The sequence below is a fragment of the Methylobacterium sp. 174MFSha1.1 genome (genome assembly GCF_900116815.1).
GTDB lineage: Bacteria > Pseudomonadota > Alphaproteobacteria > Rhizobiales > Beijerinckiaceae > Methylobacterium.
Map to the genome: position 1 here is coordinate 1 of NZ_FPCB01000037.1, position 12840 is coordinate 12840.

Annotated in this window: 9 protein-coding genes; 7 read left to right on the top strand and 2 right to left on the bottom strand. The window is 70.4% G+C overall.

Features of this window, described 5'->3' with window-relative positions; all coding sequences use genetic code 11:
• Positions 1-363 precede the first annotated feature (363 nt).
• Entirely contained in the window at positions 364-1317 is a 954-nt protein-coding gene (locus tag BM430_RS26715; protein WP_093570278.1) for a polyphosphate kinase 2 family protein, read from the bottom strand.
• 94 nt (positions 1318-1411) lie between these two features.
• Between BM430_RS26715 and BM430_RS26720 the strand changes: the two genes are divergently transcribed.
• Positions 1412-2005: a histidine phosphatase family protein gene (locus tag BM430_RS26720; protein WP_093570279.1), complete on the top strand. Its 594-nt coding sequence runs from the start codon at positions 1412-1414 to the stop codon at positions 2003-2005.
• A 198-nt stretch (positions 2006-2203) separates the two neighbouring features.
• Positions 2204-6286, top strand: coding sequence for a Pls/PosA family non-ribosomal peptide synthetase (locus BM430_RS26725; protein WP_093570280.1), 4083 nt, complete (start codon positions 2204-2206; stop codon positions 6284-6286).
• Positions 6287-6428: 142 nt separating this feature from the next.
• Here the strand turns inward: BM430_RS26725 and BM430_RS26730 are convergent, their stop codons facing one another.
• Positions 6429-6818 carry a DUF3775 domain-containing protein gene (locus BM430_RS26730; RefSeq protein ID WP_093570281.1) on the bottom strand — a complete coding sequence of 130 codons (390 nt, stop codon included), beginning with the start codon at positions 6816-6818 and terminating at the stop codon, positions 6429-6431.
• A gap of 130 nt (positions 6819-6948) precedes the next feature.
• Here BM430_RS26730 and BM430_RS26735 point away from each other — a divergent pair, with 130 nt between their 5' ends.
• The 5 genes from BM430_RS26735 to BM430_RS26755 all read left to right on the top strand — a co-directional run bounded on the left by BM430_RS26735 (position 6949) and on the right by BM430_RS26755 (position 12839).
• Positions 6949-7698, top strand: a complete 750-nt coding sequence (locus BM430_RS26735) for a sulfate transporter family protein (protein ID WP_093570282.1) — start codon at positions 6949-6951, stop codon at positions 7696-7698.
• A gap of 315 nt (positions 7699-8013) precedes the next feature.
• Positions 8014-9636 carry an ABC transporter substrate-binding protein gene (locus tag BM430_RS26740; protein ID WP_093570283.1) on the top strand — a complete coding sequence of 541 codons (1623 nt, stop codon included), beginning with the start codon at positions 8014-8016 and terminating at the stop codon, positions 9634-9636.
• 293 nt (positions 9637-9929) lie between these two features.
• Positions 9930-10883 (top strand): ABC transporter permease, encoded by a 954-nt coding sequence (locus BM430_RS26745; RefSeq protein WP_093570284.1) that lies wholly within the window; start codon positions 9930-9932, stop codon positions 10881-10883.
• Between the two features lie 4 nt (positions 10884-10887).
• Positions 10888-11802 carry an ABC transporter permease gene (locus tag BM430_RS26750; protein WP_093570285.1) on the top strand — a complete coding sequence of 305 codons (915 nt, stop codon included), beginning with the start codon at positions 10888-10890 and terminating at the stop codon, positions 11800-11802.
• Positions 11799-12839 (top strand): ABC transporter ATP-binding protein, encoded by a 1041-nt coding sequence (locus BM430_RS26755; protein ID WP_093570286.1) that lies wholly within the window; start codon positions 11799-11801, stop codon positions 12837-12839. Before BM430_RS26750 ends, BM430_RS26755 begins: the two co-directional genes overlap by 4 nt.
• Position 12840 lies beyond the last annotated feature (1 nt).

The window sequence follows — 12840 nt, forward strand, 5'->3', positions numbered from 1 at the left end:
CCGCCGCTTGAGGAGCGGCGGGACGCGACCTTCGGTGAGCAAGGAGCTGTAAGCACGGCCAAGGCCAGAGCAGGATGAGGGACCTGGGACCAGGACACTCCGCCACGTCATCGCGCGTCACAGCGCGTCGGGATGTTGGGAGCCTGGTTCTTCGCAAGGAACGCTTGTGCGCACCCCTTGGTGGCCCGCCGTCGTCCTCGTCGCATCAACCGCGGCGGCACGACGGCATCAGAGGCCGGATACATGACTGCTCCTGAACCGACTGGCTCAAACCGATGCTCACAAACCCTTGCGAAACGGGGGCCGTCCATACATGACGGGGAGGATGTGCGTTGCGGCCTGCGAACCGTGGGCCGAACCACCTCAATCCGGCACCGTCACCCCCGTCAGATCCGCCTTCGGCTCCGGAAAGCGCGGGTCCATCGCCTCCAGCGTGTCGGCGATCAGCCGCGCCACCGCGAGGTTGCGGAACCACTTGCGGTTCGCCGGCACCACGTGCCACGGCGCCAGCCGCGTGCCGCACAGGGTCAGCGCGTCCTGGAACGCCGCCTGGTAGGAATCCCAGGCCTGCCGCTCGACGAGGTCGGCGGGGTCGAACTTCCAGTTCTTGGTCGGGTCGGCGAGGCGGCTCTCGAGCCGCTCCTTCTGCTCGGCCTTCGAGATGTGCAGGAAGATCTTGAGCACCGTCGTGCCCGAGAGGGTGAGCAGGCGCTCGAAATCGTTGATCAGGTCGTAGCGCGGCCGCCAGACCGCCTCGGGCACCAGCTGCTTGACGCGGACGATCAGCACGTCCTCGTAATGGCTGCGGTTGAACACCCCGATCATGCCGCGGGCCGGCGCCTCGCGGTGGTAGCGCCACAGGAAGTCGTGGTCGAGCTCCTCCGGGCTCGGCGTCTTGAACGACGAGACACGGCAGCCCTGCGGGTTCACGCCCTCGAAGACGTGGCGGATCGTGCCATCCTTGCCGCCGGTGTCGATGGCCTGCAGCACCACCAGCAGGCTGCGCTTGCGCTCGGCGTAGAGCCGCTCCTGCAAGGCCTGGATGCGGGCGCGCACCTCCGCGAGCTCGGCCTCCGCCGCCGCCTTGCCGTCGGAGGAGCCCGGCGCGTCCGGGTCGATCTCGGCGAGCCGGCACGGCGCCTCGGGCCGGCACTGCACCACTCCCGGCGGCGGCACCGGCATGGTCGCGCCGTGCTCGGCGAGGAAGGCCGGGTTCGCCGCCGCCAGCGATCCGGCCGCGTTCGCCCAGGCGGCGGAGGATGGGCGCGGATGGCCCGGGAGCGAAACCGGCTTGTCTTTCGGGGTCTTCTTCGACATCGGAAGGTGGGGGCTCCGGCGGGGACAGCAGCGTGCGACGGATCGTGGAAGAAATAACGGCGGGCAACCGGGGCCGTTCCGCGAGGGGCGGCCGGTGAGCCGTGCCCCGCTCTACTTCGTGCGCCACGGCGAGACCGACTGGAACGCCGAAGGCCGCCTGCAGGGCCAGCGCGATACGCCCCTCAACGCCAAGGGCCATGCCCAGGCGGCGGAGGCCGGCGAGCGCCTGCGGGCCCTTCTCGGCGACGCTATCGGCACCCTGCCCTTCATCGCGAGCCCGATGGAGCGCACCCGCCACACGATGGAGGGCCTGCGCGCGGCGCTCGGCCTCGATCCGGCCGGCTACACGGTCGATCCGCGCCTGCGCGAGATCGGCTTCGGCGCCTGGGAGGGCCTGACCTGGAAGGAGGTCCGGCGCAGCGATCCCGCCCGCTCCCAGGCACGGGACCGCGACCGCTGGGGCTTCTGCCCCCCGGGCGAGGGCGCGGAGAGCTACGCCATGGTGGCCGACCGGGTGCGCCCGCTCCTCGACGCACTCGACCGGCCGGTGGTCATCGTGGCGCATGGCGGCGTCGCCCGCGCCGTCATGGTGACGCTAGGGGCGGCGAACAGCGAGGAGGCGCCCCATCTGGAGATCCTTCAGGGCCGGATCCTGGTGTTCGAGAGCGGCGCACGGCGCTGGGTCTGAGCGGTCCGGACGCGACGCTAGGGCGGTGCCCGAGCCCGCGCCGGATGACGCCGCGTTTTGTGCCCGACCGTGCCTTGAACCGGCCCCGGTTCTCGTCCACCTCCCGCGGACCCGAAATCGGGCCGAAGTCAGCGCCGGGGCCCGTTCCGGTCGGCGCCTTGAAGGTCAACGGCCCGCCCGGGCCAGCGGAGTCGCTTGATGAACCACACCGCCGGGACCGTCCGCACGCCCAGCCCCGGGACGCGCCCGCCGGCCGTCCCGCCCGCAGGCGCGGCGGTTTTGCGCGGCCCCGTCCGGCCGGACCTCGTCCGCGACGAGGTGCTGGCCGAGGTGTTTCGCGCGACCGCCCGCGCCCGGCCCGAGCACACGGCGCTGATCGACGCGGCGAGCGGCGGCGACGCGGCCTCGCGGACCCGCCTGTCCTACGCCGAGGTCGACCGGCGCTCCGACGCGATCGCCTCGGGCCTCGCGGCGCGGGGCATCAAGCCCGGCGACGTGGTCGGCCTGTGGATGGCGCGCTCGCCCGACCTCCTGGTGGCGCAGATCGGCATCACCAAGGCCGGCGCCGCCTGGCTGCCCTTCGACGCCGAGGCGCCCTCCGACCGCGTCGCGGTCTGCCTGAAGGATGCCGACGCCAAGGCGCTGGTGACCTCGGCAGCGCTCAAGGACAAGGCGCCGACCGAGGCCTGCCCGGCCCTCACCCCGGACGAAGTGGCGGCCCAAGCGAGCGGCCCGGCGCCGGACCTGCGCGCCGCCGGCCTCACCCCCGAGCACCCCGCCTACCTGATCTACACCTCGGGCTCGACCGGCGTGCCGAAGGGCATCGTCATCAGCCACCGCAACATCTGCCACTTCCTGCGCTCGGCCAACGACCTCTACGGCGTGACCGGCGACGACGTGGTGTTCCAGGGCGCCTCGGTCGCCTTCGATCTCTCGATGGAGGAGATCTGGGTTCCGTACCTCGCCGGCGCGACCCTGTTCGTGGCGAGCCCGGCCCAGATGGGCGACGCCGAGGCCCTGCCCGACATCCTGATCGAGGCCGGCATCACCGTCCTCGACACGGTGCCGACGCTGCTCGGGCTGATGACCAAGGACGTGCCGCGCCTGCGGCTGATCCTGCTCGGCGGCGAGGCCCTGCCCGAGCCGCTGATCGCCCGCTGGGCGACGCGAACGCGAAAGCTGTTCAACACCTACGGGCCGACCGAGGCGACCGTGGTGGCGACCGCCGCCGAGATGCGGCCGGGCGATCCGGTCACCATCGGCGGGCCGATCGCCAACTATACCGCCTACATCGCCGACGAGGGCTTGAACCTCGTCGGGCCCGGCGTGCAGGGCGAATTGCTGATCGGCGGCCCCGGCATCGCCAAGGGCTACCTCGCCCGGCCGGAGCTGACGGCGGAGAAATTCGTCGCCAACCCGTATGGCGGCGACGGGTCCGACCCGATGCTCTACCGCTCCGGCGACGCGGTCTCGCTCGATCACGCCGGCCGCATCGTCTTCCACGGCCGCATCGACGACCAGGTGAAGGTCCGCGGCTTCCGGGTCGAGCTCGGCGAGATCGAGGCCCGGATCCGGGCGCAGGCCGGGATTTCCTCCGCCGCGGTGGTGCTGCGCCAGGACGACGGCGTCGACCGGCTGGTCGCCTTCGTGGTGCCCGAGCGCGGGGCGGAGTTCGACCGCGGCCGCCTGCGCGCGGCCCTCGCCGAGACGATGCCGCCCTACATGATCCCGGCGCATTTCGAGGTGGTGGAGAGCCTCCCCGTCCTCGCCGCCTCCGGCAAGGTCGACCGCAAGGCCCTGCGCGCCCGGCCGCTCGCGGTGGTCGAAGCGACGGGCGAGCAAGAGGAGCCCCGCGACGAGACCGAGGCCGCGCTGCTCGCCGCGGCGCAGAAGGTGTTCGGCAACCAGCCGATCCCGTTCGAGGCCGACTTCTTCGGCGATCTCGGCGGTCACTCGCTGCTCGCCGCCCGCTTCGTCTCGGCGGTGCGCGAGGTGCCGGCGCTCGCCGCGATCACGCTCCAGGACGTCTATAACGGCCGTACGCTTCGGGCGATGGCCGAGACGCTGATCGCGCGCACCGGCGGGGCGGGAGCGGCCGCCACGACCCACGACCTGTCCTTCGCGCCGCCGCCGCTCCTGCGGCGCTTCCTGTGCGGCCTCGCGCAAGCCGCGGTGCTGCCCTTCGTGATCGCGCTCGCGACCGCGCAGTGGCTCGGCATCTTCGTCACCTACCTGCTGATCACCGGCGGCGAGCTCGGCTTCTTCGCCGAGATGGCGGTGCTGCTGCTGGTCTATATCGGCCTCAACGCCGCAACGGCGCTCATCGCCATCGCGATGAAGTGGCTGGTGCTCGGCCGCACCAGGCCCGGCCGCTATCCCCTGTGGGGCACCTACTATTTCCGCTGGTGGCTCACCCAGCGCCTGACGCCGCTCGTCCACGTCAAGTGGCTCCAGGGCTCGCCGATGATCCGCATCTACCTGCGGCTGCTGGGCGCCAAGATCGGCGAGGACGCGCTCATCTCCGACATCGAGATCGGCGCCCCCGACCTCGTCAGCATCGGGCGGGGCGCGTCCCTCGGCGGCCGGCTGACGCTCGCCAATGCCGAGGTGGTCGGCAACGAGCTGGTCATCGGCCCCGTCTTCATCGGCGACGACGTCGCCATCGGCACCTCCTGCGTCGTCGGCTACGACACCCGGATCGAGGACCACGCCGAGCTCGCCGACCTGACGACCGTGCCCTCCGGCACCCTGGTCGGCCGCGCCGAGGCCTGGGACGGCTCGCCCGGCCGCAAGGTCGGCATGGTCGACGTCTCGCACCTGCATCCCATGCCGGAGGCCTCGCCCCAGCGGCGCGCCGTGTTCTTCGTGATCTACGCGATCCTGCTCGCGGCGATCCCGGCGGTGGGGCTCCTGCCGATCTTCCCGGCCTTCTACATCTTCGACCAGATCAGCGACACGCTGGCGACGCTGACCGACGTCGATTACCACGTCTACCTGCCGCTCCTGACTTGGCCGACCGCGATGCTGATGACCGCCGGCACGGTCGGGCTGATCGCCGGCATCCGCTGGGCGGTGCTGCCGCGCCTGCGCGAGGGCAGCTACTCGATCCACAGCGGCACCTACCTGCGCAAATGGGCGGTGGCGCTCGCCGCCGAGGTGACGCTGGAGACCCTTTCGTCGCTCTTCGCCACGGTCTACATGCGGGCCTGGTACCGGCTGATGGGCGCCGGGATGGGCCAGGGCGCCGAGATCTCGACCAACCTCGCCGGCCGCTACGACCTCGCCGAGGTCGGCCCGCGCAACTTCATCGCCGACGAGGTCGTCTACGGCGAGGAGGAGGTGCGCCGCGGCGTGATGGAGCTGGCGCCGGTGCGCACCGGCGCCCGGGTCTTCGTCGGCAACGACGCGGTGGTGCCGCCGGGCGCGATCATCCCGGACGACGTGCTGATCGGCATCAAGTCGAAGCCGCCGGCCAACGACCGCATGGCGCCGGGCGAGACCTGGTTCGGCTCGCCGCCGATCAAGCTGCCGGTCCGCCAGAAGGTCGATCTCGGCCAGGCCCAGACCTTCGAGCCCGGCCTCTGGCCGCGGCTGCGGCGCGGCATCTTCGAGGCCTTCACCTCGTCGTTCTCGCCGATGCTGTTCATCACCTTCGCCATCCTGGCGATCGATTTCGTGTTCTACCCGGCGATCCTGGCCGGCGACTGGGGCGGCCTCGCCGTCAGCTTCGTCGCCACCAGCGTGGTGATCGCGGTGCTGCAGACGCTCGTGGTCATCGCCGTCAAGTGGCTCCTGATGGGCCGCTACGAGCCCGGCATGCACCCGATGTGGTCGTGGTGGGCGATGCGCACGGAAGCCGTGGCGGTGATGTACTGGGGCCTGGCCGGCAAGGTGCTGCTCGAGCACCTGATGGGCACGCCGTTCCTGCCCTGGGTGCTGCGCCTGTTCGGCACCCGCACCGGCGAGGGCGTGTGCATGCTCGCCACCGACATCACCGAGTTCGACTGCGTGACGATCGGCGATTTCGCCTCGGTCAACCGGATGTCGGCGCTACAGACCCACCTCTACGAGGACCGGGTGATGAAGGTCGGCCGGGTCGAGGTCGGCCGCGGCGTCAGCGTCGGCGCCTTCGCGACCGTGCTCTACGACACCAAGGTCGGCGACTACGCCCAGCTGCGCCCGCTCACCATCGTGATGAAGGGCGAGACGATTCCGGCGAATTCCCGCTGGGAGGGCGCGCCGGCGGTGCCGGTGGTGCACCAGGCGATGGCCGCGGAGTAGCGGGGACGACCGGGGGTGCCGTCGAAGGTTGCTTCAAGCCCTCCGACGGTCCTGACATCCTCCGTGTCATCCTGGGGCCGCGCAGCGGACCCCGGGATGACATCGAGGGTTTCAGATCCGCCGGGGCGGATCGATCAGCTGGTTACACCTCCGAGTTCAACCCCAACGCCGCCAGTCCCTCGTCGAGCAGGTCGCCCACGTTCGGAATCCCCAGCAGGTAGTCGGCCGTCCGGGTGCCGGCGGCCTCGCGTTCGCGGGCGAGGCGGACCGCGTCGGGAAACTCCTCCGGCTCCATGTCGCCGCGACCGACGAACAGGATCGCCACCAGCTCGGCGCGCTCGTCGTCGTTGAGGCCGGCGATCATCTCGCGCAACTCCTCCTCGGTCGCGTCGTCGGTGCCGTCGACCAGCACGTCGCGGGCGCCGTCGTCGATCGGGTTCGAGCCCGAATCGGGATCGCTCAAACCCTCCTTCACGTCGAGGGCCCGGGCCCGCAGGATGAACTCACTGACCTTGTCGACGGCGATGTCCATCGGTCGAACCTCCATTCCGCACACGTGACGTTTGCTGCTGCCTCAACCCGCGAAGCGTGACGCGGTTCGCCCCTGGACGGCGAGGCCGTTCGGCATCAAGTGAGCCTCTGCGTCCACCCCCGAGGTCCCGATGCTCATCAACGCCGCCTTCGCGGCCCTGCGGCAGGTCTTCTCCCGCCCGCTCCGCGCGATCCTGTGGAAGTCGCTCGGCCTCACGGTCGGGCTCCTCGCCCTGATCTGGTTCCTGCTCACCAAGGGCATCGCGGCGCTGATCGCCGCCCACCCGATCTCGACCGACTACGCGATGGTCAACGCCGTGGCGTCGTTCCTCGCCGGGGCCGGTTTGTTCGTCGGGCTCGCCTTCATCCTGCCGCCAGTCTCGATCCTGGTGGCGGGCTACTTCCTCGACGACGCGGCCCTCATCGTCGAGCGCACCGATTTCCCGGACGAGGTGCCGGGCCGGGCGATGCCGTTCGGCCAGGCGATGCTTTACACGGTGCGGTTCGCCGGCCTCGCGCTCGCCGTCAACCTCGCGGCGCTCGCGCTGCTGCTGGTGCCGGGCATCAACGTCGCGGCGTTCTTCCTCGCCAACACCTACCTGCTGGGGCGCGAGTATTTCGAGCTCGCCGCCGCGCGGTTCCGGCCGCTCCAGGAGGCCGGCGCCATGCGGCGCTACCACACCGGGACCGTGATGCTCGCCGGCGCGCTGCTCGCCGGGCTGATGCTGATCCCTGTCCTCAACCTCCTCACGCCGCTCTTCGGCATCGCCCTGATGGTCCACGTCCACAAGGGCCTGAGCCGCGACCGGCTGCTGATGCCGCCGGCGACCCGGCCGCCGGTGGCGATGGACCGGGACCGGCTCGGTGCGGGCCGGCGCTGACCGGCTTGCGGATCGCTGGATTGCGGATCGCAGGGCGCGGAGCGCGAGCCCTCCGGCCGTGCCGAGGGCGAGGCCCTGCGCGCCTGGGCCCTGGTGCACGGCCTCGCCCATCTCGTCGCCGGCCGGCAGATCGAGGCCACACAAGCCGAAGCCTGCCTCGCGTGAGGGCAATTTGGGCTGGATCGTTCGCCTTCGAATGATGCAGCCCGGAATTTAGGCATTGTCGTTGCCTGGAATTCCGGCGCCTGGACGCGAACGAGTTGGCAGGGCTCTTGCAGCCCCATTCCCGTCACTCACCACCGGGGATGTTTCACGATGCCGCTGCCCACCCGCCTGCCCCTGCGCCCGCTCGGGCGGACCCTGTCCGGTCTCGCCCTCGCCCTCGCGCTGGTGGGGCCTGCGAGCGCCCAGGGCGTGCTGCGCATCGGCATGACCGCCTCCGACATCCCGCTCACCACGGGCCAGGCCGACAATGGCGGCGAGGGCATGCGCTTCACCGGCTACACGGTGTACGACGCGCTCATCAACTGGGACCTGAGCCGCGCCGACAAGGCCTCGGACCTGACACCCGGTCTCGCCACCTCCTGGAAGGTCGACCCCGCCGACAAGACCCGCTGGGTCTTCACGCTCCGGCCCGGCGTCACCTTCCACGACGGCTCGGCCTTCGACGCCAACGCGGTGGTGTGGAACCTCGACAAGCTTCTGAAGTCGGACAGCCCGCAATTCGACCCGCGCCAGTCGGCGCAGGGGCGCACCCGCATCCCGGCCGTCGCCTCATACCGGGCGGTCGACCCGATGACGCTGGAGATCGTCACCAAGACCCCGGACGCGACCTTCCCCTACCAGCTCGCCTGGATCCTGATGTCGTCTCCTGCCAACTGGGAGAAGCAGGGCAAGAGCTGGGACGCGGTGGCGAAAGCGCCCTCCGGCACCGGCCCCTGGAAGGTGACCGGCTTCGTGCCGCGCGAGCGCCTGGAGATGGTGCCCAACAAGGAGTACTGGGACAAGGGCCGGGTGCCCAAGCTCGACAAGATGGTGCTGGTGCCGCTGCCCGAGGCCAATGCCCGTGTCGCGGCGCTCCGGTCGGGGCAGGTCGACTGGATCGAGGCACCGGCGCCGGACGCGGTCGCTTCGCTCAAGTCGGCGGGCTTCGCCCTCGTCACCAACCTCTACCCGCACAATTGGACCTGGCACCTGTCGCGGGCCGAGGGCTCGCCGTGGAACGACGTGCGGGTGCGCAAGGCCGCGAACCTCGCGGTCGACCGCGAGGGCCTGAAGGAGTTCCTCGGCGGCCTCGCCACCCCGGCCGAAGGCTTCCTCACCCCCGGCCATCCCTGGTTCGGCAAGCCCACCTTCAAGGTCGCGTACGATCCGGAAGCGGCGAAGAAGCTCCTGAAGGAGGCCGGCTACGGCCCGAACAAGCCGCTCACCACCAAGGTGCTGATCTCCGCCTCGGGCTCGGGCCAGATGCAGCCGCTGCCGATGAACGAGTTCATCCAGCAGAACCTCGCCGAGGTCGGCATCAAGGTCGATTACGAGGTCGTGGAGTGGAACACGCTGATCAACATCTGGCGCGCCGGCTCCAAGTCCGACAGCGCCCGCGGCGGCACCGCGATGAACTACTCCTACCTGATCCAGGATCCCTTCACCGCCTTCATCCGTCACGCGCAGTGCAACCTGGCCCCGCCGAACGGCACAAACTGGGGCTATTACTGCGATCCGGCGATGGACAAGCTGTTCGACGAGGTCCGCACCACCTTCGAGCCGAAGGATCAGGTCGCGGTCCTGCAGAAGATCCACGAGAAGTTCGTCGATGACGCGCTGTTCCTGATGGTCACCCACGACGTCAACCCGCGGGCGATGAGCAAGAAGGTGCAGGGCTTCGTCCAGGCCCAGAGCTGGTTCCAGGATTTCTCGCCGATCACGATGGCGAAGTAGTTCGACATCCGCTCGCCTCGCGCGACGGCACTGACACCCTCTTCGTCATCCCGGGGCCGCGAAGCGGAGCCCGGGATCCATAACCGCCGACGCTTCAGGACGAAGCGGAGCGCGATCCGCGTTTATCTTCGACGTCAGCGGTTATGGATCCCGGGTTCTCGCCTTTCGGCGAGCCCCGGGATGACGGAGTGGATGTCAGGTCCCGTCGGGCGGGCCATGGGACATCCCGCCCGGCCTTCCGCCGGGCGGACCACGACACCGACACCCGGCGCAGCCCCAGGATCCTCTCGCTCATGATCCTCTTCATCCTCAAGCGCATCGGCTACGCCGCCCCGGTCGCCCTGGGCGTCAGCCTGGTGTGCTTCCTCCTCGTCCACCTCGCCCCCGGCGATCCCCTGAGCGCGATCCTGCCGGTCGACGCCACGGCCGAGATGCAGGCGCAGATGCGCGCCGCCTACGGCTTCGACAAGCCGCTGCCGGTGCAGTACGGCCTGTGGCTCTGGAAGGTGCTGCACGGCGACCTCGGCACCTCGATCGCCACCGGCCGCCCGGTCCTGGCGGAGGTCGGCCGCGCCGTCGGCAACAGCCTGATCCTCGCCTCCGTGGCGACGCTGATCGGCTTCACCTTCGGCACCTTCTTCGGCTTCGTCGCCGGCTATGCCCGCGATTCCTGGCTCGACCGGGTGGCCTCGGCCATCGCGGTGTTCGGGGTCAGCGTGCCCCATTACTGGCTCGGCATCGTGATGGTGATCGTGTTCTCGGCCACCCTCGGCTGGTTGCCGCCGACGGGTGCGGGGCCGCAAGGGTCCGGCAACTGGTTCCCGGACCTCGAGCACCTGCGCTACATCCTGCTGCCCGCCATCACCATGTCGGTAATCCCGATGGGGGTGATCTCCCGGACCGTGCGGGCGCTGGTCGGCGACATCCTGCACCAGGACTTCGTCCAGGCGCTCCGGGCCAAGGGCCTGTCGGAATTCGGCGTCTTCCGCCACGTGGTGAAGAACGCGGCCCCCACCGCCATCGCCATCATGGGGCTGCAGCTCGGCTACCTGCTCGGCGGCTCGATCCTGATCGAGACCGTCTTCGCCTGGCCCGGCACCGGCTTCCTCCTCAACGCCGCGATCTTCCAGCGCGACCTGCCGCTGTTGCAGGGCACGATCCTGGTGCTGGCGATGTTCTTCGTCACCCTCAACCTCCTGGTCGACGTGGTGCAGACCGCCCTCGACCCCCGCATCGAGAGGGCGTGATCCCATGACGATCCAGACCTCCCTCGCCACCGGTGACCCCGTCGCGGCGGTGGCTGCCCCCGAGATCCCGGTCGTCGCGTCCCGCGGCTACTGGGGCAGCGTCCTGCGGCGGCTGACCCGCGATCCGGTCGCGATGGGCGCCGGCTTCGTCATCCTGTGCATCGTGCTCGCGGCGATCTTCGCGCCGCTGATCGCCCCGATGGACCCGTTCAAGGGCTCGATGGTCCGGCGCCTGCGCCACGTGGGCGACGCGACCTACTGGCTCGGCTCGGACGAGCTCGGCCGCGACATGCTCACACGGCTCCTCTATGCCGGCCGCCTGTCGCTGTTCATGGGCGTGCTGCCGGTCGTCATCGCGTTCTTCATCGGATCGGGCTTAGGCATCCTGGCGGGCTATGCCGGCGGCTGGGTCAACACGCTGATCATGCGCGTGGTCGACGTGTTCTTCGCCTTCCCGTCGGTGCTGCTCGCCATCGCGCTGTCGGGCGCGCTCGGGGCCGGCATCCTGAACTCGATCGTGTCGCTGACCGTCGTGTTCGTGCCGCAGATCACCCGCGTCGCCGAGAGCGTCACGGTGCAGATCCGCAACCGCGACTACGTCGAGGCGGCCCGCGTCTCGGGCGCCAACCCGTTCACGGTGGTGCGGGTGCAGGTGCTCGGCAACGTGCTGGGCCCGGTCTTCGTCTATGCCACCAGCCTGATCTCGGTCTCGATGATCCTGGCCTCGGGCCTCTCCTTCCTCGGCCTCGGCGTGAAGCCGCCGGAGCCGGAATGGGGCCTGATGCTCAACACCCTGCGCACCGCGATCTACGTCAACCCGGTCGTGGCCGCGCTCCCCGGCGTGATGATCTTCCTCACCTCGATCTCCTTCAACCTGCTCTCGGACGGCCTGCGCTCGGCCATGGAGGTGCGCCAGTGACCGAGCTCGATCCCCGCGACCGCGGCGGTCCCGCGCAGCCGCTGCTGACCGTCGACGGCCTGGTGAAGCATTTTGCCGGCAAGGGCGGCCTGTTCGGCAAGGGCCCGGCCGTGCGCGCCGTCGACGGCGTCGATTTTTCCGTGATGAAGGGCGAGACGCTGGGCGTCGTCGGCGAATCCGGCTGCGGCAAGTCGACCACGGCCCGGCTCCTGATGCAGATCGCCAAGCAGGATCGCGGCGACATCGTCTTCGACGGCGAATTGCTCGGCTCCCGCGCCCTCGACCTGAAGGCCTATCGCCGCCAGGTGCAAATGGTCTTCCAGGATTCCTACGCCTCGCTCAACCCGCGGCTCACGGTCGAGGAATCGGTGGCCTTCGGTCCGCGGGCGCACGGCCTCTCGGCGGCGGCCGCCCTGTCGCGCGCCCACGACCTGCTGCGCCGGGTCGGGCTGGAGCCGCGGCGCTTCGGCGGGCGCTATCCGCACGAGGTGTCGGGCGGCCAGCGCCAGCGGGTCAACATCGCCCGGGCGCTGGCCCTCGAGCCGCGGCTCCTGATCCTCGACGAGGCGGTCTCGGCCCTCGACAAGTCGGTCGAGGCGCAGGTGCTCAACCTGCTGACCGACCTCAAGACCGAATTCGGCCTGACCTACATCTTCATCTCGCACGACCTCAACGTCGTGCGATTCATGTCCGACCGGGTGATGGTGATGTATCTCGGCCGGATCGCTGAGATCGGCCCGGCCGACGCGATCCTCGGGACGCCGCGCCATCCCTACACCGCGGCTTTGCTGGCCTCCCAGCCTTCGACCGACCCGGATGCCCGGCTGGAGGAGGCGCCGCTGACCGGCGATCCGCCGAACCCGATCAACCCGCCCCCGGGCTGCCGCTTCCACACCCGCTGCCAGTTCGCGGCCGACATCTGCCGCACCCGCGAGCCCGGCCTCGATCCGGTGGCGCCGGCGCATCTCGCCGCCTGTCACATGGCGGCGGCGGGCTCCGGCCACCCGAAGGCTCCCCGGGTCCCGATGGCGGCGTGAG

Excerpts from the sequence above, each read along its gene's own strand:
- BM430_RS26715 (WP_093570278.1), bottom strand. The coding sequence starts at position 1,317 with ATGTCGAAGAAGACCCCGAAAGACAAGCCGGTTTCGCTCCCGGGCCAT.
- BM430_RS26725 (WP_093570280.1), top strand. The coding sequence starts at position 2,204 with ATGAACCACACCGCCGGGACCGTCCGCACGCCCAGCCCCGGGACGCGC.
- BM430_RS26730 (WP_093570281.1), bottom strand. The coding sequence starts at position 6,818 with ATGGACATCGCCGTCGACAAGGTCAGTGAGTTCATCCTGCGGGCCCGG.
- BM430_RS26735 (WP_093570282.1), top strand. The coding sequence starts at position 6,949 with ATGCTCATCAACGCCGCCTTCGCGGCCCTGCGGCAGGTCTTCTCCCGC.
- BM430_RS26740 (WP_093570283.1), top strand. The coding sequence starts at position 8,014 with ATGCCGCTGCCCACCCGCCTGCCCCTGCGCCCGCTCGGGCGGACCCTG.
- BM430_RS26745 (WP_093570284.1), top strand. The coding sequence starts at position 9,930 with ATGATCCTCTTCATCCTCAAGCGCATCGGCTACGCCGCCCCGGTCGCC.
- BM430_RS26750 (WP_093570285.1), top strand. The coding sequence starts at position 10,888 with ATGACGATCCAGACCTCCCTCGCCACCGGTGACCCCGTCGCGGCGGTG.